This window comes from Solimonas sp. SE-A11, from assembly GCF_030345715.1.
Taxonomy (GTDB): domain Bacteria; phylum Pseudomonadota; class Gammaproteobacteria; order Nevskiales; family Nevskiaceae; genus Solimonas_A.
Genome location: NZ_JAUASX010000005.1, coordinates 106,663 through 129,008, shown reverse-complemented (window position 1 = coordinate 129,008; position 22,346 = coordinate 106,663). Strand labels below are relative to the sequence as shown.

19 protein-coding genes and 1 pseudogene are annotated in these 22,346 nt (G+C 66.5%); 11 read left to right on the top strand and 9 right to left on the bottom strand.

Annotated elements, in window-relative coordinates; genetic code table 11:
- Positions 1-117: 117 nt before the first annotated feature.
- Positions 118-2,556 (bottom strand): DNA translocase FtsK, encoded by a 2,439-nt coding sequence (locus tag QT386_RS08160; RefSeq protein WP_289273257.1) that lies wholly within the window; start codon positions 2,554-2,556, stop codon positions 118-120.
- A gap of 142 nt (positions 2,557-2,698) precedes the next feature.
- Here QT386_RS08160 and QT386_RS08155 point away from each other — a divergent pair, with 142 nt between their 5' ends.
- The 5 genes from QT386_RS08155 to infA all read left to right on the top strand — a co-directional run bounded on the left by QT386_RS08155 (position 2,699) and on the right by infA (position 6,030).
- Complete coding sequence (locus QT386_RS08155) at positions 2,699-3,031, top strand: hypothetical protein (protein WP_289273256.1); 333 nt, start codon at positions 2,699-2,701, stop codon at positions 3,029-3,031.
- A gap of 47 nt (positions 3,032-3,078) precedes the next feature.
- A complete protein-coding gene (locus QT386_RS08150; RefSeq protein ID WP_289273255.1) occupies positions 3,079-4,176 on the top strand; it encodes a GNAT family N-acetyltransferase in 1,098 nt (365 codons plus the stop codon).
- A gap of 2 nt (positions 4,177-4,178) precedes the next feature.
- A complete protein-coding gene (gene aat / locus QT386_RS08145) occupies positions 4,179-4,934 on the top strand; it encodes a leucyl/phenylalanyl-tRNA--protein transferase (RefSeq protein WP_289273254.1) in 756 nt (251 codons plus the stop codon).
- Positions 4,935-5,001: 67 nt separating this feature from the next.
- On the top strand, positions 5,002-5,718 hold the full coding sequence (locus QT386_RS08140; RefSeq protein ID WP_289273253.1) for an arginyltransferase: 717 nt from the start codon (positions 5,002-5,004) through the stop codon (positions 5,716-5,718).
- 93 nt (positions 5,719-5,811) lie between these two features.
- On the top strand, positions 5,812-6,030 hold the full coding sequence (gene infA, locus QT386_RS08135; protein WP_104231342.1) for a translation initiation factor IF-1: 219 nt from the start codon (positions 5,812-5,814) through the stop codon (positions 6,028-6,030).
- A 145-nt stretch (positions 6,031-6,175) separates the two neighbouring features.
- Here the strand turns inward: infA and clpA are convergent, their stop codons facing one another.
- From clpA to QT386_RS08120, 3 genes are all read right to left on the bottom strand, one after another.
- Positions 6,176-8,452, bottom strand: coding sequence for an ATP-dependent Clp protease ATP-binding subunit ClpA (clpA, locus tag QT386_RS08130; RefSeq protein ID WP_289273252.1), 2,277 nt, complete (start codon positions 8,450-8,452; stop codon positions 6,176-6,178).
- A 34-nt stretch (positions 8,453-8,486) separates the two neighbouring features.
- Positions 8,487-8,807, bottom strand: a complete 321-nt coding sequence (gene clpS, locus QT386_RS08125) for an ATP-dependent Clp protease adapter ClpS (protein ID WP_289273251.1) — start codon at positions 8,805-8,807, stop codon at positions 8,487-8,489.
- 247 nt (positions 8,808-9,054) lie between these two features.
- A complete protein-coding gene (locus QT386_RS08120) occupies positions 9,055-11,280 on the bottom strand; it encodes a CHASE2 domain-containing protein (protein ID WP_289273250.1) in 2,226 nt (741 codons plus the stop codon).
- A 99-nt stretch (positions 11,281-11,379) separates the two neighbouring features.
- Between QT386_RS08120 and gspC the strand changes: the two genes are divergently transcribed.
- The 5 genes and pseudogenes from gspC (at position 11,380) to QT386_RS08090 (ending at position 17,872) form a co-directional block, all read left to right on the top strand.
- The gene (gene gspC, locus QT386_RS08115) at positions 11,380-12,261 is read left to right on the top strand and encodes a type II secretion system protein GspC (RefSeq protein ID WP_289273249.1); all 882 of its coding nucleotides are present in this window, start codon (positions 11,380-11,382) and stop codon (positions 12,259-12,261) included.
- A gap of 7 nt (positions 12,262-12,268) precedes the next feature.
- Complete coding sequence (gspD, locus tag QT386_RS08110; RefSeq protein WP_289273248.1) at positions 12,269-14,335, top strand: type II secretion system secretin GspD; 2,067 nt, start codon at positions 12,269-12,271, stop codon at positions 14,333-14,335.
- Positions 14,336-14,348: 13 nt separating this feature from the next.
- Positions 14,349-15,833 (top strand): type II secretion system ATPase GspE, encoded by a 1,485-nt coding sequence (gene gspE, locus QT386_RS08105; RefSeq protein WP_289273247.1) that lies wholly within the window; start codon positions 14,349-14,351, stop codon positions 15,831-15,833.
- Positions 15,834-15,851: 18 nt separating this feature from the next.
- Complete coding sequence (gene gspF, locus QT386_RS08100; RefSeq protein ID WP_289273246.1) at positions 15,852-17,066, top strand: type II secretion system inner membrane protein GspF; 1,215 nt, start codon at positions 15,852-15,854, stop codon at positions 17,064-17,066.
- Positions 17,067-17,111: 45 nt separating this feature from the next.
- Positions 17,112-17,872, top strand: a pseudogene (locus tag QT386_RS08090) (sulfite exporter TauE/SafE family protein).
- Positions 17,873-17,884: 12 nt separating this feature from the next.
- Here QT386_RS08090 and plsX read toward each other — a convergent pair.
- Genes plsX through QT386_RS08075 form a run of 3 tightly spaced genes read right to left on the bottom strand, consistent with a single transcriptional unit; the run spans position 17,885 to position 19,706 of the window.
- A complete protein-coding gene (gene plsX, locus QT386_RS08085) occupies positions 17,885-18,934 on the bottom strand; it encodes a phosphate acyltransferase PlsX (protein WP_289273243.1) in 1,050 nt (349 codons plus the stop codon).
- A gap of 22 nt (positions 18,935-18,956) precedes the next feature.
- Positions 18,957-19,163 carry a 50S ribosomal protein L32 gene (rpmF, locus tag QT386_RS08080; protein ID WP_289273242.1) on the bottom strand — a complete coding sequence of 69 codons (207 nt, stop codon included), beginning with the start codon at positions 19,161-19,163 and terminating at the stop codon, positions 18,957-18,959.
- Positions 19,164-19,196: 33 nt separating this feature from the next.
- The gene (locus tag QT386_RS08075) at positions 19,197-19,706 is read right to left on the bottom strand and encodes a DUF177 domain-containing protein (RefSeq protein ID WP_289273241.1); all 510 of its coding nucleotides are present in this window, start codon (positions 19,704-19,706) and stop codon (positions 19,197-19,199) included.
- A 96-nt stretch (positions 19,707-19,802) separates the two neighbouring features.
- Here QT386_RS08075 and QT386_RS08070 point away from each other — a divergent pair, with 96 nt between their 5' ends.
- Positions 19,803-20,393, top strand: coding sequence for a nucleoside triphosphate pyrophosphatase (locus QT386_RS08070; RefSeq protein ID WP_289273240.1), 591 nt, complete (start codon positions 19,803-19,805; stop codon positions 20,391-20,393).
- Here QT386_RS08070 and QT386_RS08065 read toward each other — a convergent pair.
- Together QT386_RS08065 and QT386_RS08060 are read right to left on the bottom strand one after the other, a co-directional pair.
- On the bottom strand, positions 20,380-21,078 hold the full coding sequence (locus tag QT386_RS08065) for an HAD-IA family hydrolase (RefSeq protein WP_289273239.1): 699 nt from the start codon (positions 21,076-21,078) through the stop codon (positions 20,380-20,382). The genes QT386_RS08070 and QT386_RS08065 overlap by 14 nt on opposite strands.
- A gap of 144 nt (positions 21,079-21,222) precedes the next feature.
- Positions 21,223-22,137, bottom strand: coding sequence for an RluA family pseudouridine synthase (locus QT386_RS08060; RefSeq protein ID WP_289273320.1), 915 nt, complete (start codon positions 22,135-22,137; stop codon positions 21,223-21,225).
- Positions 22,138-22,346: the final 209 nt, after the last annotated feature.

The following is a 22,346-nucleotide window of genomic DNA, read 5'->3' as shown; positions in this document are numbered from 1 at the left end:
CTCACAGGTCCATGACACCTGACCGGCGTAGTCGCCGGCATCCCAGCTTCAGCTAGTCACGAAAAGCACGCGCCCCTCACCCTAGCCCTCTCCCCGCGCGCGGGGAGAGGGAACACATCAATCGCGGCTACCAGGCGTCAGGATGTCCCGGTTACCGCCAGGCCCACTCGGCCCCACGATCCCAGCCGCCTCCATCTGCTCCACCATGCGCGCCGCACGGTTGTAGCCGATCTTCAGGCGGCGCTGCACCCAGCTCACGCTGGCCTTGCGCGTCTCCAGGACCAGCGCCACCGCCTGGTCGTAAAGCGGATCGGCCTCGGCGTCGTCACCGCCGCCACCGCCCTCGCCCGGCGCCGGCGCCTCGTCGGCGCAGATGTCCTCGATGTACTGCGGCGGCCCCACCTGCTTGAGATAGGCCACCACCTTGTGCACCTCGTGGTCGTCCACGAAGGCGCCGTGCACGCGATCCAGGCGGTTGGCGCCAATCGGGCGGAACAGACCGTCGCCGTGGCCCAGCAGGGTCTCGGCGCCCATCTCGTCCAGGATCGTGCGCGAGTCGATGCGCGAGGCTACCTGGAAGGCCAGGCGCGAGGGAATGTTGGCCTTGATCAGGCCGGTGATGACGTCCACGCTCGGGCGCTGCGTGGCCACGATCAGGTGGATGCCAGCGGCGCGGGCCTTCTGCGCCAGACGGGCGATCAGCTCCTCCACCTTCTTGCCCACCACCATCATCATGTCGGCGAGCTCGTCGATGATGATGACGATGTGCGGCATCTCCTCCAGCACGCTGGGGGCGAACGGCGGCAGTTCCTCGTCGAACAGCTCCGGCGCACGTGCCAGCGGATCGCGGATCGGCTCGCCAGAGTCGCGGGCATCCTGGATCTTCTTGTTGAGGCCCGCCAGGTTGCGCACGCCAAGCGCGGACATCAGGCGATAGCGCCGCTCCATCTCGGCGACACACCAGCGCAGCGCGTTGGCGGCGTCCTTCATGTCGGTGACCACCGGCGTCAGCAGGTGCGGGATCGCCTCGTAGACCGACAGCTCCAGCATCTTCGGATCGATGAAGATGAAGCGCACCTGCTCCTTGGTCGCCTTGAACAGCATCGAGAGGATCATGGCGTTGATCGCCACCGACTTGCCCGAACCGGTGGTACCGGCTACCAGCAGGTGCGGCATCTTGGCCAGGTCCACCGATACCGGGTGGCCGGCGATGTCCTTGCCCAGGCAGATGGTCAGTGGCGAGGCGATGTTGCGATAGCTGGAGGAATCCAGGATCTCGCGCAGCACCACCATCTCGCGCTTCTGGTTGGGCAGCTCCAGGCCGATGACCGACTTGCCTTCGATGACCTCGATCACGCGCACGCTGGACACCGACAGCGAGCGAGCCAGGTCGCGCGACAGGTTGGTGATCTGGGAGCCCTTCACGCCCGGTGCCGGCTGCATCTCGAAACGGGTGATGACCGGGCCCGGCGTGGCATTGACCACCTGGACCTTGACGCCGAATGACGCCAAGTGACGTTCCACGTCACGTGACAGCCGCTCCAGTTCGTCCGGCGTGTACTGCCGGCCGCTGGGCCTGGGCGGGTCCAGCATCGACAGCGGCGGCAGCGGATTGCCCTCGAAGGCCGGCACGTCGGCCTTCTCCACCTTCTTCGGCTTGCTGGCTACCACCGGCCTGGGCGCGCGCGGGGGCGGCGCCTCCAGGGGCTCCAGCGATTCCATCGGCTCCAGCTCGATCGGCTCCGGCGGGGGCGCCGGCAGCAGGTCGAACTGTTCTTCCTCTGTGCCGACCGCCGACAGCACCGGAATCTTGCGCTTGCGCTTCTCGCGCGCCGGAGGCTCCTCCGGCACCAGGAAGCTGTCCAGCGGGCGCTGCTCGGGCGCCCGGCTCTCTTCCTCGGGAAACCCGGGGACAGAATCCGCGGCCGGGGGCGGCACACGCCCTTCGCGCAGGCGCTGGGCACTGCGCAAGGCCCAGGCACCGAGCCGGTCCAGCAGGGATAGCCAGGAGAACGCCAGGGCGAACGGGGCGCTGGCCAGGAACAGGGTCAGCAGCAGCAGCGTCGCGCCGAAAGCCTTCAGGGCGCCCTCGAGCAGTTGGGCCAGTGCCTGCCCGCCGATGCCGCCTGCGCCCTGCGGCGCCCAGCTATGCGAGGCACCGACATGCAGGGCGCAAAGGCCGGCCAGGCTGATCAGCATCAGGATCCAGGCCGCCACGCGGATGCCGCGCGGGATTGCCGCATCGTCCTCGGTCTGGGCCTGGAAGATGCGGATACCCATCAGCATCACCGCCCAGGGCAGCAGGAAGGCCACATACCCGAACAGCGACAGCAGCACGTCCGCCAGCCAGGCGCCGACGCTGCCGGCCAGGTTGCGGATCGGCTCCAGGGTGCCGGAGGAGGACCAGCCCGGGTCATTGGGGCTGTAGGACACCAGGGTGACCAGCAGGAACAGGGACAGCCCCAGGCAGGCCAGCATGGCCGCCTCACGTGGGAGGCGCTCCAGCCAGCTGGGCCCGGCGGCTTCGTCGGTGGCTTGGGATTTGCTTCGGAACATCAGGACAGTCGGTCGGTACGGGCCATCGGTGAATGATAGCGTGCCATCCGTCGGGCCGCCGGTGCCCTTGAAAACCGGAGTCAAACCTTCATATTGCAACGAGGTCCAACCTACAGGTAGCGAAAAGACAGGTGAAAGCACCATGACGACGACCAGGCATTTCGTGTTGACCCCGGAGGGCGGGATTCGTGAGTTCTCGACCGACCAGGCGGCGCTGATCGCAGCCGGCACGCGCAGCGTGCCCGAGTTGGCGGACCTGCGCGTGCGCTATCTCCAGCTGACCCTGGACGACAGTGCCGACAGCGGCGAACTCAAGGTACAGACCTCCGGCGCCAGCATCGTGTTCGACGAGGACGGCCGCCTGCGTGAGGCCGGCCCGCCGTCGGACGCCGAGCAGATCTCCCGTTTCGAGCACGATACGGTGGTGCAGTGGGCCCTGAAGAACATTCCCACGGTCGCGCCGACGTTCCACTAACTCTTCCCCCCGCGATGCGGCTGAGACAGATTGGCCGCATCGCGGAGATGCCGGCGCCCGCCTGGGACGCCCTGTTCCCGCCGGGCTACCCCTTCACCCGGCACTCCTTCCTTTCCGCCCTCGAGCGCCACGGTTGCGTCGGCGGCGACAGCGGCTGGGAACCCTGCCACCTTCTGGCCGAGACCGAGGACGGCACGCTGGCCGGGGCCGTCCCGCTCTACCTGAAACAGCATTCCTACGGCGAATTCGTGTTCGATTTCGGCTGGGCCGAAGCCAGCCAGCGCATCGGACGCCGCTACTACCCCAAGCTGCTCTGCGCCATCCCCTACACCCCCGCGACAGGGCCGCGCCTGGGCGCCAGGGACGAGGAGACCCGGGCCGCGCTGGCAAGCCACCTGGCCGAACTGGGCCGCGGCCTGGGGGCCCCCTCCATGCATGCCCTGTTCGCCGAGGAGCCCGATCAGGCCCTCCTGCGCGAGGCCGGCATGCTGGAGCGCCAGGACATCCAATTCCACTGGTTCAACCGGAGCTACGGCGGTTTCGACGACTTCCTGGCCCGCCTGTCCAGCGACAAGCGCAAGAAGGTCCGCCAGGAGCGACGGCGGGTGGCGGAAGCCGGTATCCGCTTCGAGTGGCGCAGCGGCCATGAGCTGCGAGCTTCCGAATGGGCGGAGGTTTTCGATCTCTACGCCAACACCTATGAGGAACGCGGCCAGGCCCCTTACCTGAGCCTGCCCTTCCTGGAGGATTGCGGGAGCAGCCCCGACACCCCCTTGCGTTTTGCATTGGCCTACGACGGCCCACGCCTGGTGGCCATGGCGATGACGCTGCAGGGCGGCGACACGCTTTACGGCCGCCATTGGGGCAGCGCCGGCCGTTACCACGCCCTGCACTTCGAGGCCTGCTACTACCAGGGCATCGAGTACAGCATCGCCCAGGGCCTGCGGCGCTACGACGCCGGCACCCAGGGCGAGCACAAGCTGGCCCGGGGCTTCGATCCGGTGATCACCCGCTCCGCCCATGTGCTCGCCGACGAGCGGCTGCACAAGGCGGTTGCAGCCCACCTGCAACGCGAGACGGCTTTTGTAGAATTGCGCCATGCCGAGCTGCTGCGGCACGTTCCGTACAAGGAGGGCGCAAGCTAAAGATGGATAATCCCATCCGCCTGCACTGGCTGGATCCGCGCAACCCGCACCAGCATTTCCCGCCGGTGCACTTGGCGATGCGCGACCCCAATGGCCTCCTGGCGATCGGCGGCGACCTGTCGCCGGTGCGCCTGCTGCGCGCCTACGCCCAGGGCATCTTCCCCTGGTACAACCCGGACGAACCGATCCTGTGGTGGTGTCCCGATCCGCGTAGTGTCCTGCTGCCCGAGGGGATCAAGCTGTCGCGCACCTTCCGCAAGGCGGTCGAGCGGGCCGACTACGCCGTGACCCTGGACCTGGCCTTCCCGGAGGTGGTGGAGGCCTGTTCCGGCGCGCGGGCCAAGTCACGCGGCACCTGGCTGGGTGCCGACATGAAGCGTGCCTACCTGGAACTGCACCGCGGCGGACACTGCCATTCCGTGGAAGTCTGGCGAGACGGCGAACTCATCGGCGGCCTCTACGGCGTGGCGATGGGGCGCTCGTTCTTCGGCGAGTCGATGTTCTCGCACGCCGACAACGGCTCCAAGATCGCCCTGTACTGGCTGTGCCGGCAACTCCATTCCTGGGAATTCGCCCTGATCGACTGCCAGGTCAGCTCACCGCACCTGACCAGCCTGGGCGCTGTGGAGATGCCCCGCGAGGAATTCCTGCGCCTGCAGCGCCCCGCCGCCGAGCAGCCGGGGCGCATTGGCCGCTGGCGCTTCGATATCGATGTGCCGGCCGATGCCCTGCACCTCAGCCGGGGGGCAGCCGCTTGAGGCCGCTTGAGGCATGCTCCTGGTGTCACGGCGCTTCCAGGGAGCCAAACATGGCGGGACGAGTGTCTTGAGCGAACTGGAACGCATCCGCCTGTTCCTCAGCGTCGAGCACGTCTGCGGCTACCTGCCGGGGCGCTCTTCGCGCAATGCCTTCATCGATCCGGAGTTCCCGCTGACGCCGGCGCGCTATGGCTGGCTGCTGGAACAAGGCTTCCGCCGCAGCGGGGTGCATGTCTATCGTCCGTACTGCCAACACTGCATGTCCTGCATCCCGGCCCGCATCCCGGCCGCCAGCTTCCAAGCCAACCGCAACCAGCGGCGCTGCCTGGCGCGCAACGACGACCTGAGCCTGAAGGTGGTCCACCGGCTCAACGAGGAGCACTACGCGCTTTACCGCGACTACCTGCTGTCGCGACATGCCGGCGGCGGCATGGACGCCCACAACCGCGAGGCCTTCCACACGTTCCTGGAATGCTCCTGGGGCGAGGTCCGCTACTGGGAGATCCGTGCCGGGCGCCGCCTGCAGGCCCTGGCCGTGGTCGATGAAACCCCACGAGGCATCTCGGCGGTCTACACCTTCTTCGACCCCGACGAAACCCGCCGCAGCCTGGGCACCTACGCGGTCCTAAAGCAGATCGAGGACGCCCGCCAGCGCGACCTGCCTCACGTCTACCTGGGCTATTGGGTGCCCGGGAGCCAGAAAATGGACTACAAGCGTCATTTCCGCCCGCTGGAGGTGCTGATGAACGGCGGCTGGAAACCCCTGCCCGAAGACAGCCCCTGAGACCCGGCAGTGCGCAAAATTGCCCCAAAACGCCCTAAAAGTTGATGCCGGCCAGCGACTTCCCGATAATGCGCCTCCCAAAAGCTGGCGCTCATGTCAAAAGAAGATCACATTGAAATGGTTGGCACGGTGGTCGACACCCTGCCGAACACCACGTTTCGCGTAAAGCTGGAGAACGGCCACGTCGTGACCGCCCACATCTCCGGCCGCATGCGCAAGCACTACATCCGCATCCTCACGGGCGACAAGGTCACCGTGCAGCTGACGCCGTACGACCTGACCAAGGGCCGTATTACCTTCCGCGACAAATAAGCGGCTGCATCTGGGCTTTCCCGGATAGCAGATGGTGGTCGGCAGATCGTAGTCAAAGCCCCAAGGCCCGCTCAGCGGGCTTTGCTTGTGGCATCAACAAAAAGCCCGCTTTCGCGGGCTTTTTGCTTTTACCGACATCCGCGGCTCAGACCGGCTCCAGCGCTGCAGGACGCTCGCGCGCCTCCAACTCGAATTCCAGCTGCCCGTCCTTGACCGAGACGTTCACGCTACCGCCATTGGCGAGCTTGCCGAACAGCAACTCCTCCGCCAGCGGCCGCTTGAGGCTTTCCTGGATCACGCGCGCCATGGGGCGGGCGCCCATCCGGACGTCGTAGCCACGCTCGGCGATCCACTGCTTGGCGTCCTCGTCCACGTCCAGGTGAACACCCTTGGCGGAGAGCTGCTCTTCCAGCTGCATCAGGAACTTGTCCACCACGCGCACGATCTGCACCCGGCCCAGCGGAGCAAAGGCCACGATCGCATCGAGGCGGTTGCGGAACTCCGGCGTGAACATCTTGCGGATCACTTCCAGCGCGTCGGTGACATGGGTCTGCTCGATCAGGCCCATCGAACGACGCGACGATTCCTCGGCACCGGCGTTGGTGGTCATCACCAGGATGATGTTGCGGAAGTCTGCCTTGCGGCCGTTGTTGTCGGTGAGCGAGCCGTGGTCCATGACCTGCAGCAGCAGGTTGAACACGTCCGGATGGGCCTTCTCGATCTCGTCCAGCAGCACGACGGCGTGCGGGTGCTTGATCACCGCCTCGGTCAGCAGGCCACCCTGGTCGAAGCCGACGTAGCCCGGCGGCGCGCCGATCAGGCGCGAGACCGTGTGCCGCTCCATGTATTCGGACATGTCGAAGCGGATCAGTTCCACGCCCAGCAGCTGCGCAAGCTGCTTGGTGACCTCGGTCTTGCCGACGCCGGTGGGGCCGGCCAGCAGGAAGTTGCCGATCGGCTTGTCCGGGTTGCCCAGGCCCGACCGGGCCAGCTTGATCGATGCCGACAGCTGCTCGATGGCAACGTCCTGGCCGAAGATCACCAGCTTGAGGTCGCGCTCCAGCGTAGCGAGCTTGTCGCGGTCGTTGGATGACACACTCTTGGGCGGAATGCGTGCGATCTTGGCGACGGTCTCTTCGATGTCGCGGACCTGCACGGTCTTGCGGCGGCGGGAATCCGGCAGCAGGCGCAGGCGCGCGGCGGCCTCGTCGATGACGTCGATGGCCTTGTCCGGCAGGTGCCGGTCGGTGATGTGGCGGGCCGACAGCTCCACCGCGGAGCGGATGGCCCCGCGGGTGAACTGCACGTTGTGGTGCTCCTCGAAGCGGCTGCGCAGCCCCTCCAGGATCTTGACGCTGTCCTCCACGGTGGGCTCGGTCACGTCGACCTTCTGAAAGCGGCGCGCCAGGGCGCGATCCTTCTCGAAGATGCCGCGGTATTCCTGGTAGGTGGTGGAACCGATGCAGCGCAGGTCACCCGAAGCCAGCAGCGGCTTGAGCAGGTTGGAGGCGTCCATGACGCCGCCGCTGGCGGCGCCGGCGCCGATGATCATGTGTATCTCGTCGATGAAGACGATGGCACCCGGGCGCTGCTGCAGTTCCTGCATCACCGCCTTGAAGCGCTTCTCGAAATCACCGCGATACTTCGTGCCGGCGATCAGGGAACCCATGTCCAGGCTGAAGATCACCGCATTCTTCAGCAGGTCGGGCACCTTGCCCTCGACCACCAGCCAGGCCAGGCCTTCGGCGATCGCGGTCTTGCCCACGCCAGCCTCGCCGACCAGCAGCGGGTTGTTCTTGCGCCGGCGGCACAGGGTCTGCATGACGCGCTCGATCTCGTGCTCGCGGCCGATCAGGGGGTCGATCTGGCCGCGCGCGGAGCGCTCGTTGAGGTTGGTGGCGTACTGCTCCAGTGCCGACTTGCCGCTGGGCTTCTCCGGCACATCCTCGCGCTCCTCGGAATCCTGCTGCGACTTCTCCGGCATGTTGCCGTTCTTGCTGATGCCGTGGGAGATGAAGTTGACGACGTCCAGGCGCGTCACACCCTGCTCGTTGAGCAGGAACACGGCCTGGGTGTCCTTCTCGGCGAAGATCGCCACCAGCACGTTGAGCGTGCTGACCTGCTTCTTGCCGGCCGCCTGGACGTGGTAGATGGCGCGCTGCAGCACCCGCTGGAAGGACAGCGTCGGCTGTACCTCGTGCTTGTCGTTGTCCTTGACCGCCTGCACGTGCGTCTTCAAATAGTCACGCAGGGACTGCTCGAGCCGGTCCATATCGCCACCGGCGGCGATCAGTGCCTCGGAGACATTGGCGTCCGACAGCAGTGCCAGCAGCAGGTGCTCGACCGTCAGCAGTTCGTGGCCTTCCATGCGGGCGGCGACGAATGCAGCGTCCAGTGCCTTCTGAAGTTCTTCGGATAACATTTTTGTTCCGCCTCTGCCGCTCGCGCGGCCGTTATCAGGCCTTTTCCATCACCGTCAACAGGGGGTGCTGGTGCTCGCGCGCGAACGCGTTCACCTGCGCCGTCTTGGTCTCGGCGATCTCGGCGGGGAAAATCCCCGCCACGCCGCGGCCTTGCGTATGTACGTGCAGCATGATCTGTACCGCCGACTCCCGGGAGTGACGGAAGAACTGTTGCAAAACCTGGACCACGAACTCCATCGGCGTGTAGTCGTCGTTCATCATCACCACCTTGTACATCGGCGGCTGCTGCGTCTTGGGCTTGGCTTCCTGTACCGCCAGGCCCTGGTCGGAATGTCGATCAGGCTCGTTGCTCATGGTTCAAAGTGTAGCGCTGCGACATCCTATATGGGGCCGCTCGGTCGTCACAAAAGGGGTGCCGCCGGTCAGACCACGGCGGCGGCCGGGCGTTCTGCACCGGCACCGGCGACAGCCGCCGGGATTGCCGCGACGGGCGGCGTCGGGCCGCGCGCCCGGCGGCATTGCAGCGCCAAGGTTTTGGCTGGACAGGGGTCGCCCTGTCCAGCCAAACGCCGCACAAGTCCCGGATATGCCTGGGGACTCGCTATTTGTGGGTGAAGTTGTAGGCGCCGTCCCAATTCTTTCCCGGGGGGGTGTCGCGCATCTCCATGATGCGGGAGACGAACAGTTCGTAGAGCGGGTGCGGCCGGCCGGATTGCATCAGGTTGAAGAACTCCTGCTCGGCCTGGTCCCATTGCTGGGCTCGGTACAGCTTCATGGCGCCGCGGTGGCGCGCCAGGTCCTGGCGCAGCGCCGGGTCGAGCTCTTCCTTAGGCCCCATCGGCTCGTAGATCGCCACCGGCTCGCCGCGCCCCTTGACGCGCACCAGGTCCACCTCGCGGAAGGCCCAGTCCGAGGGCAGCAGGTTGCGGGTATCCTCGCTGATCAGGATTCCCACCCCGTATTCCTTGGTCAGGCCCTCCAGGCGCGAACCCAGGTTCACCGAGTCGCCGATCACCGTGTAGGCCATGCGGAATTCGGAGCCCATGTTGCCGACGTTCATCTTGCCGCTGTTGATGCCGACCCCGATGTGCAGCTTGGGCCAGCCGCGCTTCTCGAACTCCGGGTCCAGTTCGCGGATCGCACGCTGCATTTCCATGCCGGTCAGCACGCCGTTGAGGGCATGATCCTTGTCCGGCAGCGGCGCGCCCCAGAACGCCATGATCAGGTCGCCGATGTACTTGTCGATAGTCCCGCGGTGCTTCTGGACCACGCCGGTCTGCTTGGTGAGGAAGGCGTTGATCATCGCCGCCAGTTCCTTGGCGTCGAGTTTCTCGGAGATGCTGGTGAAGTTGCGCACGTCGGAGAACAGCACCGTCATCTCGCGGCTCTCGCCCTCCATGGAGATGTCCTGCGGATGAGCCGCCATCTCCTCGACCAGCTCCGGCGGCACGTACTGTCCGAACAGCTTGGAGATCTCGCGCTTGCCACGCGACTCGATGAAGTAGCCGTAGAGCAGCTGCGCCAGGTACAGCATCAGGGTGAAGGCCACCGGCACGCCGAAGGGCATCACGAAATTGCCCCAGCTCCACAGGCCGAAGGCCAGCGCCGTGATCAGGGCCAGCACCCCGGCGCCGAGGGCACCGGCCGCCAGCGGCGAGAGGACGGCGAATGCCCAGGCAATCAGGACGCCTATCGCCAGCAACAGGGTCGTCTCGATGCCGCTGTAGTACGGCGCCTTCTGCTTGATGCCGCCGTTGATCAGGCCTGAAATGATGTTGGCGTGGACCTCCACACCCGAATAGGCCTTGGCCACCGGGGTCACGCGGAGATCGCGCAGACCGGGAGCACTGGTGCCCACCAGCACGATCTTGCCCTTGAGCACGGCGGCATCGGCCTTGCCGGCGATGACGTCGGCCGCGGACACGTAGGGAAAGCTGCCCTCAGGGCCGCGGTAGGGCACCATCACCGCGATGCGCTCGTCCACCGGCGCCAGCAGCGGACCGGCGCGCAGGCGCTCCAGGTGCAGCGAGGTACGGACATCGGGCGGCTCGAACTCGAATTCGATGCCCGGCTGCCCCGACGCCAGGCGCGCCAGGGCCAGGGCCAGGGACTCGTAGACCGCCCCGCCGTAGAGCTGCACCAGCGGCACCCGGCGGTAGACGCCGTCGTTGTCCAGGGTGGGGTTGTCGAAGAAGCCGCAGGCGGCTCCGGTGCCCTGCAGCACCGCCAGGTTGCCGGTGTAGCCCTCGGGCCGGATCCAGTCCAGGTCGTAGAGCTTGGCCGCCATGGAGTCCATGGCGGGGGCACATACGGCCCCGACCGCATCCTGCTGCTGCGACTGCAGGTGCTGGCTGAAGTAGTAACCCCAGACCACCGGCTTGCCCCGCACCGCCTCGGCCAGGGCGCGGTCGTTGTCCATGGAGGACCGCAGGGCCGCCGCGCGCTCGGCAAAGCCCGGCAGGTCGGACAGTTCGCCCTGCTGAAGGCGATCCAGCAGCTGCAGGCCGGAGCTACGGTCGGCCTCGGGGAAGGCGATGTCAAAGCCCAGGGCGCGGATCCGGTAGGTCTCGAAAAGGTTGTTCACCATGGTGGCCAGCTTGTCGCGCGACCAGGGCCACTGCCCCTCCACCGCCAGGCTCGTCTCGTCGATGTCGACGATCACTACCGTCGGGTCCAGGGTTCCCGGCAGCGTGGCCTGTACGCGGTTGTCATAGGTGAAGTGCTCGATCTGCTCCAGCAGGCGCAGGTTCACCCAGCCGGAGCTGTGCGCCAGGAACAGCAGGAGCACAAAACCACTGATGGCAAAACGAGTAACCGTTCGCGACATTGCGAGACTCCCCCAAGTCTTTCAGGCAAGTTACTGAAACTGACGGATTGCATCAATTCCGGGCGTGTTGCGTATCACACTCGCGGGTTATGATGCGACATGACCGTTGCACTCCCCCTTCACAAGCTGACCGCTGCCTACGAGCGCTACGGGCGGCGCCTGCCTCCGCTGGCCAACCTGGTATTGCTGGTGCTGATCGCGGCCACCCTCGCCCGCCTGGCCTGGACCCTGCTGCCGGTGCCGGAGGAGGGACGCTGGCGCCCCGCCCCGGCCGCCCCCGCCCAGCCCGGGCCACAGGCCAGCGCCGGCCCCTTCAATGTCGAGCGCCTGATCGGCGCCAGCCTGTTCGGCAGCTTCCAGTCCGCCCCCGGCTCCACGGACCTGAACAATGCACCGGACACCCGCCTGGACCTGACCCTGCTGGGCATCCTGGCCGACCGGGGGGAGCAGGTCTCCCGGGCACTGATCGCCAGCGGATCCGGCGACGAGAAGCCCTACGCCGTGGGCGATGACATCGCACGCGGCGTCACCCTGGAAGCGATCTTCCCCGACCGGGTAATCCTGATGCGCAACGGCAAGGCTGAGACCCTGCGCCTCAACAAGGACCAGCCCAGCAGCGCGATGGCGTCGGCCGGGCCGTCCGACAGCACCGCCGTGGACAGCGCCACGGCCGCCAACCTGGCCAGCGCCCGCGACCAGATCCTGCAGGACCCGTCCCGGGCCTCAGAGTACATCCGGGTGCAGCCGGCCAGCGTCAACGGCCAGTTGCGCGGCTACCGCGTCTACCCCGGCCGCGAGCGCGAGCTGTTCAACAACGCCGGCCTGCGCCCCGGCGACGTGGTCACCGCGGTCAATGGCATAGAATTGGACAACGCCCAGAAGGCCCTGCAGATGCTCAACGACCTGAGCCGGGCCAGCAATTTCGTCCTGACCGTCGATCGCGGCGGCCAGGCGCAAACCGTCAACGTCTCGCTGAACTAGCCCTCTAATGACCCTGCTCAAACTTGCGACGCGCGCCGCCCTGCTGGGCCTTGCCCTGGCTGCGCTGCCGGTACGCGCCGACGTGACCCTGAACCTGAAGGACGCGGAGATCAGCACGCTGATCGCCACGGTCAGCGAAGTCACCGGCAAGAACTTCATCGTCGACAGCCGGGTCAAGGGCAAGGTCACGGTGATCTCGTCCTCGCCGATGTCCTCGGACGGCCTCTACGAGACCTTCCTGGCGGTGCTGGCGGTGAACGGCTTTGCCGCGGTGCCGGCCGGCGACACGATCAAGATCATCCCGGAGACCAACGCCCGCTGGGAAGGCTCCTCCTACGGGGGCGAGGCCGGCGGCCTGGCCAAGGACGAGATCGTCACCAAGGTCTTCCCGGTGCAGAACGTATCGGCCACCCAGCTGGTGCCGATCCTGCGCCCGATGATCCCGCAGTGGGGCCACCTGGGCGCCTACCAGCCCTCGAACATCCTGATCATCTCCGACCGCGCCGCCAACGTGCGCCGCCTGGAGCAGCTGATCCGCCAGATGGACCAGGTCGGCGACCGCGAGATCGAGAGCTTCCGCCTGGAGAATGCCTCGGCGGCCGAAGTGGTGCGCATCCTCACCTCGCTGACCCAGCAGGACAAGCAGGCCGATCCGAGCATGCGCCAGACCGCGATCATCGCCGACGAGCGCAGCAACTCGGTGCTGATCGGCGGCGACCGCTCGGAGCGACAGAAGTACCGCGAGATCATCCGCCAGCTCGACCAGCCTGTAGCCGACGGCGGCGCCACCCAGGTGGTGTACCTGCGCTTTGCCACGGCGGAGAACCTGGCCCCGATCCTGGAGGGCTACGCCCAGCAGGTCTCCTCGACCGACGGCAAGAGCAGCACCGGAGGCAGCGCCCCGGCCGCGGCGGCATCCAGCGCTTCCTCCGGCGGCGGCCGCGACGGCATCCGCGTGTTGTCGGACAAGGACACCAACGCCCTGATCATCACCGCGCCGCCCAAGGCGATGCGCCAGATCCGTGACGTCATCGCCCAGCTCGACATCCAGCGCTCGCAGGTGCTGGTGGAAGCCATCATCGCCGAGGTCAGCGCCACCACCAGCAACCAACTGGGCGTGGACTGGGCCATCTTCAACAAGGAGCGCATCGCCGCGGCGGGCATCCTCAACCCCAGCACCTCGCAGGCGCTGAGCAATGCCGCCACCGCGCTGGCCAGCGGCAGTTCCAGCAGCGGCAACACCACCACGGCGGCCCTGTCTCTGCTGGGCCTGGGTGCCACCGCCGCCGGCGGCATCATCAACGAGAACGGCACCAGCTTCGCACTGCTGCTCAAGGCCCTGAAGGGCGACGGCAACACCAACATCCTGTCCACGCCGACGCTGCTGACCATGGACAACGAGGAAGCCAAGTTCTCCGTGGGCCAGGAAGTGCCCTTCCTCACCGGCAGCTTCAGCAATACCGGCTCCACCTCCGGCACGGTCAATCCGTTCCAGACCATCGAGCGCAAGGACGTGGGCCTGACCCTGGGCGTGACGCCGCAGATCAACGAAGGCAACGTGGTCAAGCTGAAGATCGACATGGAGTCGTCCAGCCTCACCGCCAGCTCCAGCAGTACGCTGCAGCAGACCACCAACAAGCGCACGCTGACCAATACCGTGGTGGTGGAAACCGGCGAGATCCTGGTGATCGGCGGCCTGACCGACGACCGGCTCACCGACTCGAAGAACCAGGTGCCCTTCCTGGGCGACATCCCGCTGCTGGGCAACCTGTTCAAGGCCCGCGCCACCAGCAAGGAAAAGAGCAACCTGATGGTGTTCATCCGCCCCACGATCCTGCGCAAGCAGTCGGACGCGGACTACTACACCCGCAAGAAGTACGACTCGCTGCGCCAGGCGCAGATCGAGGCGGCGCGCATCACCCAGACCAATCGCCGGGAAACGCCGGTGCTGCTGCCGTTCGACAAGCTGATGGGCGACGTGCCTCCGGCGCCGCCGGTTGCCGAGCAGCAGGTGCCGCCGCCCGCGGTCGCCGGCCAGGCCCGCCCGCAGCCCCCGGCGCCGCCGTCAAACTGAGGTTTCACCGCGCATGGAACCCGCATTGCGGCGCCCGCCGTTCGCCTTCGCCAAGCGCCACGGCCTGATCGTCACCGAGGACCAGGGCGACCACGTGCTGGTATCGGCGCGTCCCGGCGTGGGGGTGGACGCGATCCAGGAGACCCGCCGCTTCGTCGGCCGCCCGCTGCGCCTGCAGAACATCAGTGCGCAGGAGTTCGACGCGCTGCTGCAGAAGACCTACGAAGGCCAGAGTTCCGCCAGCGCCAGCCTGATGGATGGCCTCGGCGAAGAGGATGCGGATCTCGGCTCCCTGGCCCAGGCCCTGCGTGAGAACCAGGACCTGCTGGAATCCAGCGACGACGCGCCGGTAATCAAGTTCATCAACGGCCTGCTGGTGGAGGCGATCAAGGAGAACGCCTCGGACATCCATATCGAGAGCTTCGAGAGCCGCCTGCAGATCCGCTTCCGCGTCGATGGCGTACTGCGCGAGATCATGTCGCCGCCCAAGCAGCTGGCACCGCGCCTGGTGTCGCGCATCAAGGTCATGGCCAAGCTCGACATCGCCGAGAAGCGCCTGCCTCAGGATGGCCGTATCTCGCGTGCCTTCGGCGGCCGCAAGGTGGACCTGCGTGTCTCCACGATCCCCACCGGCGCGCACAACGAGCGCGTGGTGATGCGTATCCTCGACAAGCAGGCCGAACGCCTCGACCTGGAACAACTGGGCCTGGACGACGAGCAGATCGCCGTGATGCGGCGCATCCTGTTCCGGCCCTACGGCATCATGTTGGTCACTGGCCCCACGGGCTCGGGCAAGACCACCACGCTGTACTCCGGCCTGTCGGTGCTCAACGACCGCAGCCGCAACATCATGACGGTCGAGGATCCGATCGAGTACTACATCGACGGCATCGGCCAGACCCAGGTCAACACCAAGGTCGAGATGACCTTTGCTCGCGGCCTGCGCGCCATCCTGCGCCAGGACCCGGACGTGGTGATGGTGGGCGAAATCCGTGACCTGGAAACCGCGCAGATCGCGGTGCAGGCCTCGCAGACCGGCCATCTGGTGCTGTCCACCCTGCATACCAATACCGCCGTGGGCGCGGTCACGCGCCTGCGTGACATGGGCGTAGAGCCCTATCAGCTCTCGTCCTCGCTGATCGGCCTGATGGCGCAGCGCCTGGTGCGCTCCCTGTGCAAACATTGCAAGGAACCCTACGAGGCCAGCGTCACCGAGAAGGAACAGCTGGGCGTGGAGCTGGCACCGCCGCTGACGCTGTACAAGCCCATGGGCTGCCCGGCCTGCCGCCACACCGGCTTCCTCGGCCGCAGCGGCATCCACGAGATCATCGAGATCGACCGTCAGCTGGAAACCATGATCCACGACGAGGCATCCGAGCAAGCGATGGAAACCTACGCCCGCTCGCGCGGCCCCGGCATCCTCCAGTCCGGCCGCAACAAGGTGCTCAAGGGCCTCACGACCCTGCGCGAAGTCCTGCGCGTGACCATCGAAGATTGATGAGCCCCCTTCCAAGCCATGTCGGCATTTGAATACAGCGCACTCGACGCCCGCGGCCGCCAGGTCAAGGGCCTGATCGAGGGCGATACCGCGCGCCAGGCGCGCCAGTTGCTGCGCGATCGCGGCCTGTCGCCCCTGGACATCACCGAGGTGGCCGAGCGCCGCTCCTCCGGCGGCATGCCGTTCCAGCGCGGCGGCGGCATCAGCCATACCGAGCTGTCGCTGTTCACGCGCCAGCTGGCGATCCTGGTCCGCTCCGGCCTGCCGCTGGACGAGGCGCTGACCGCGGTATCCGAGCAGAGCGAAAGCAAGCGCGTGCAGCGCATCGCCCTGGGCGTGCGCTCCGGCGTCGTCGAGGGCAACACGCTGGCGATGTCGCTCAACCAGTTCCCCAATGCCTTCCCGCCGCTGTTCCGCGCCACCATCGAGGCCGGCGAGCAGTCCGGCAAGCTCGACTACATCCTTGAGCGCCTGGCCGAATACGTGGAGAAGCGCCAGGCCATGCGCAGCAAGATGATGATCGCGGCGGTCTACCCACTGGCGCTGGTGACGGTGGCCATCCTGGTGGTGATCGCCATGCTGACCTACGTCGTGCCCCAGGTGGTTTCGGTGTTCGACAGCATCGACACCGAACTGCCGGCCCTGACCAAGGGCATGATCGCCACCTCGGGCTTCCTGCGCGAGTACGGCTGGCTGCTGCTGGGCCTGATCGCGGCAGCAGTCTTCAGCTTCTCGCGCATGATGCGGACCGACAGCTTCAAGCGCCGCATACATCTGTCACTGCTGCGCATGCCCATCGTCGGCCGGCTGACGCGCAGCGCCAATACCGGACGCTTCACCCGCACGCTGGGCATCCTGTTCGGCAGCGGCGTTCCGATCCTCGACGCCATGCGCATCGGCACCCAGGTGGTGGACAACCTGCCGATGAAGGAAGCGATCGAGGAAGCAGCGATCAAGGTCCGCGAGGGTGCCACGCTGTCGCGCTCGCTCAACGCCAGCAAGCTGTTCCCACCGATCACGATCCACCTGATCGCCAGCGGCGAAACCTCCGGCAAGCTCGACGAGATGCTGGATCGCTCTGCCGAGAACCAGGAGCGCGAGGTGGAGACCCTGGTGGCCACGCTGATGGGCGTCTTCGAGCCGCTGATCATCGTGGTGATGGGCGGCATGGTGATGCTGATCGTGCTGGCCATCCTGATGCCGATCTTCGACCTGAACAACCTGGTCAAGTAGCCGTTCCGCAGGAGCGGCCGCTCCTGCGACGATACACAAGGCTTCATGCTCGAAACCCTCACCCTCCTGCTCACCGGCTTCGCCGCCAGTTTCTTCTCCGCCCTGGCCGGCGGTGGCGCGGGGCTGCTGCAGTTCCCTGCGCTGGTGCTGCTGGGCCTGCCCTTCGCCGCGGCGGTGGCGACGCACAAGGTCGCGGTGGTGGCGCTGGGCGTAGGATCCACCGCGCGGCACCTGCGCGAGGGCGCATCGACTGGCGTTTCCTGGGCTTGTGCACGCTGCTGGGTCTGCCGGGCGTGATCTTCGGCACGCGCCTGGCTTTCGAGATTCCGGACAACGTCGGCAACGTGGTGTTCGGCTGCGTGAACATCGGCATGGGCTTGTACTCGATCTGGCGGCCCGCCCTGGGGCTGCAGGCGGTGCCGCGCAACCGTGAGGGCGCCGGCCTGCGCTGGGGTTGCCTCTGGATTTTCGTGGTCGGCTGGCTGACCGGGCTGGTGCCGTCAGGCCCGGGTGTGTTCTCGACCCTGCTGTTACTGCTCTGGTTCGGCTTCGACTACCGTCAGGCGGTGGCCCACACGATGATCATGGTGGGCCTGTTCTGGAATGCCGCCGGCGCGATGACCGCGGCCGTGGCCGGGCCGGTAATGTGGGCCTGGATTCCGGCGCTGGTGATCGGCGGGCTCGCCGGTGGTTACCTGGGCTCGCACCTGGGGTTGCTGCAGGGCAATCGCTTCATCAAGCGCGCCTACGAATTCCTGACGCTGCTGATGGGCGCCAGCCTGATCGTCCAGGGTATCTGGGGCTGAGCGCCCCGCTGTTCAGGCGGCTTCGGCGCCCGGCACTGCGTCGTCGGCGGGCTTGACCACGCTGACGAGCAGGCTGCTGATGCGCGCCGGTATGTCCTGCTCCACGGCCTTGATCGCCACACCGATGGCGTGGGCAAAGGCCAGGGCGTCGGCACTGCCGTGCGACTTGATGACGATGCCGGTCAGGCCGGCAAAGCTGGCGCCGTTGTAGTTGCGCGGGTCCATGCGACGCCCCAGGGCCTTGAGTGCCGGCATCGCCGCCACCGCTGCCGCCTTGGTGAAGACGTTGCGGGTGAACTCTTCCTTCATGAACTGGTGGATCAGCTTGGCCACACCCTCGCCGGTCTTGAGCGCGACGTTGCCGACGAAACCGTCGCAGACCACCACGTCGACGTCGCGCAGGAAGATGCCGTCACCCTCGACGAAGCCGATGTAGTTGAGGCTGGATTGCTGCAGCAGCGAAGCCGCCAGCTTGATCGTGTCGTTGCCCTTGATCTCCTCCTCGCCGATGTTCAGCAAGGCGACCTTGGGCCGCTGGATGCCGTAGGCCGCGGTCACCAGGGCCGAGCCCATCACGGCGAACTGCACCAACTGGTCGGCACTGCATTCGGCATTGGCGCCCAGATCCAGCATGTGGACGTGGCCGTTGACCGAAGGAATGGCGGAGATGATCGCCGGCCGGTCGATGCCCGGCAGGGTCTTCAGCACGAACTTGGCGGTGGCCATCAGCGCGCCAGTATTGCCGGCAGAGACGGCGGCGCGGGCGCGGCCTTCCTTGACCAGGTTGATGGCCACCCGCATCGAGGAATCTTTCTTGTTGCGCAGCGCCTTGGACGGCGATTCGTCCATTTCCACGACTTCGCTGGCGTGCTGCAGCGTCAGGCGCGGATCATTGCCCTGCTTGCGCTCGGCCAGGGCTGCGCGCAACCGCCCCTCGTCACCGACGAGGACCAATTGCAGCTGCGGGTGTTCCTGCAAAGACGACAGAGCGGCGTCCACGGCTACCGGATAGCCGTGATCGCCGCTCATGGCGTCGATGGCGAGGATGACGGGGGCAGCCATGCGGTTGCGCCCGGATCCAGGCTTACTCTTCGGTGCTGTCGGCGGCCGGGGCGGCCGTGTCGATGACCTTCTTGCCGCGGTAGTAGCCGTCAGCCGTCACGTGGTGACGCTGGTGCGTCTCACCGGAAGTGGAGTCGACCGACAGTGCAGCCGGCTTGACCTTGTTTTTCCAGTGGGCGTGGCGGTGGCCGCGCATCTGACGGGACTTCTTATCCTGTGAAACTGCCATTGTCTTGCTCCGTCGGGCACAACGCCCTGTACTTCAATCCGACTTCAACTGCTTCTTCAATGCCGCGAAAGGGTTTTCCCGACGAGGCTCTTCTTCCACCGGCGCTGCAGCCTCGGGCTGCGACGCGACCATATTTTCGCACGATTCACAGCGCGGCAGCATCGGCAGACACAACAACACTTCGTCTTCGATCGCCTCGCGTAGCTGCAACTCGTCATCTTCGACCAGCAGCGGCTCGAATTCCTGCATCAGGGCCCGCTCGCTGGCTTCATCCGCAACCAGCCGCCAGTCCACTTCCGTCTCCAGCGGCCAGGCGTAGGACTTTCCGCAACGCTTGCAGGCCAGCGTGAGCGAACCGCCCAGAGAACCCTGCAAGGCCGCATGGCCTTCACGCATCTGCGCCTGGAGAGACACCTCGAGCGCGCCGCCGACATCCGCCAGCAACCCGGCCAGGCGCGGCAACGACTTCAACGGCAGGCCGCCGTCGTAGCGTTCCGCCTGCGCGGCCGCACTGGAAACACGGATTCTGGTGGGGATACCCAAGGCAAGCGTCCCGAGCTACCCTTCAAAGGGCGCGCATCATAGTGATCCGCCCCTCAAAAGTCAAAGGCGCAGTGGACGCATATCTCAAGAAATTCAATGGCTAACCCCGTAGCCAACCCCATATTGATCCTTGCTTCGGGCTCTCGCTACCGGGCGGAGCTGCTGGGCCGGCTGCAGATCGCCTTCCGGGCACTGCCCTCGCAGGTGGACGAGACTCCCCAGCCCGGCGAGAACCCGCGCGAACTGACCCAGCGCCTGGCCGTGGCCAAGGCCCGCGCCCTGGCCCAGGCGCATCCCCAGGCCTGGATCCTGGGTTCCGACCAGTCCGCCGCCGCCCAGGGACGCATCCTGGGCAAGCCTGGCACCCTGGAGCGGGCCCGGGAGCAACTGCGCCTGCTGTCGGGCCAGACCGTGGAGTTCCTTACGGCGGTGGCCCTGGTCCAGGGCACGCGGCTGCTGCAGGCCCTGGACGTCACCACGGTGCGCTTCCGCCGCCTGGACGAGACGACCATCGAACGTTACCTGGCGGCCGAACCGGCGCTGGACTGCGCGGGCAGCTTCAAGTGCGAGGGCCTGGGCATCAGCCTGTTCGAGGAGATGCGTAGCAACGACCCCACCGGCCTGATCGGCCTGCCGCTGATCCGCACCGCCGCCCTGCTGCGGGAAGCCGGATTCAGGATCCCCTGACGGAACTGCGCGGCGCAGCGAGCCAGCCCGGCAGCCCGGCCACGTCCTCCAGCAGCACCGCGGCACCGGACTGGCTCAGGCGTGGCGCTTCATGCACCCCGCAGAGCACGCCCGCCCCCGGCATGCCGATGGCGCAGGCCATGGCCATGTCGTACTCGGTATCGCCGATCATCAGGGCCTCGCCGGCGGCCAGGCCCTCGACGTCCAGCAACTCGCGCAGCATCAGGGGGTCGGGCTTGGAGGCGGTTTCGTCCGCAGTGCGCGAGCCCACCAGCAGGCGCTGCAATTCGGTGTGGTGCCTCAGCGAGCGATCCAGGCCACGGCGCGACTTGCCGGTAGCCACCGCCAGCCGGTAGCCCTGCCCCTGCAGCGCCTGGAGGGCCTCCAGTGCCCCGGGGAACAAGGGAGCCTCCCGGGTCTCGTTGACCCACTGGGCGCGGTAGCGCTCCAGCAGAGCCTTGAGGGCGTTCAACTCCAGCTCCGGGAACAACCGGGTGAGCACGTCGTTCATGCCCAGGCCGATGAGCTCGCGGATGACCTGGTCCTCGCGCGGCGGCAGCCCCAGGTCACGGATCGCCACCTGCATGGTGTCGACGATCGCCGCGGCTGAGTCGGATAAAGTCCCATCCCAGTCGAATATCAACAACTTGTAGCGCTTGCCATCCATGGCGGGGCCGCGGCTCACCCACCCACCCCCGGGGCGGCCATCCATGGCCGCCCGTGCGCAGGGCGCATGTCCACTGGACATGCGCTTGTTCCTGCGCACCCGTCCCAGTCGAAGATCAGAAGGCTAGGCCCGTTCATGACAGGGCCTTGTTTCCGCCGACCGTCACCGTCCCGGCCCAAGCTTGGTGAGGAAATCCCGGAGCTCATCGGTCATGGGCGCATTCAGGATCAGCTTGGGGAACTCCTCGTCTGCCGCCAGCTTGAGGAAGTGCGAGTGCAGGAACATGCGTTTGAGGCCCTTGTCCTTGTACTGCTTGTTGACCTCGCGCTCGCCGTACTTGGCATCGCCGCAGACCGGGTGGCCCAGGGCCAGGGAATGCACGCGGATCTGGTGGGTGCGCCCGGAAAAGATCTGCACCTCCATCAGGGTGGCGTCGCGATAGCGCGCCTTGGGCGAGAACCGCGACATGGAAGGCTTGCCCTCTTCCTCGTCGATCTCCACCCGCAGGTTGTTGCGCACCAGGGCGGCGTCGACATCACGATCCTCCCCTTTCCACTTGCCGTCCAGCAGGGCGAAATAGCGCTTGTCGGCGGTGCTGTTCTTGAAGGCGCGCTGGGCCCGCAGCAAGGCCGGGCGGGTCTTGGCCAGCAGCAGCACGCCACTGGTGTCGCGATCCAGGCGATGTGCCAATTCGATGAATTCGTACTTGTTCCAGGCGCGAACGGTCTCGATCACCCCGTAAAGCACGCCGGTTCCGCCGTGCGCGGACAGGCCGGCCGGCTTATTTAGCGCCAAGTAGTGCTCATCTTCGTGGATCACCGCCTCACGCAACCTGTTCAGCACGGCATCCGGCGGGCGCACGGTCTCGCCCTTCTCGACCATGCGCACCGGTGGGATGCGCACTTCCTCGCCCTTGACCAGCTTGCGCTCCGGTTTGGCGCGGCCGCCATCCACCCGTACCTGGCCGGAACGCAGGAGCCGGTAGACGTGCGATTTCGGCACCCCAGGCAATTGTTTTAAAAGAAAATTATCGATGCGCTGGCCATCTTCGCCGGCGGTAACGGTAACCTTGCGCACTTCTTGGCGGGTTTGTGTCAAAATACGACATTCCGTTTGAATAAGCGGAAAATTCCGTTACCGCATCGGCGGTTACGGAATCGATTCGGGGATGTTGCAGCGCGCATATTAGCAGCGCCGCTCGCCCCAAGTTTGCGTCTGGGGCGCTTTTGCGCCGCAGGCATCTACAAACCAGCGCTCCTGCAAAGGGCGGGCGACCTACAAAGACA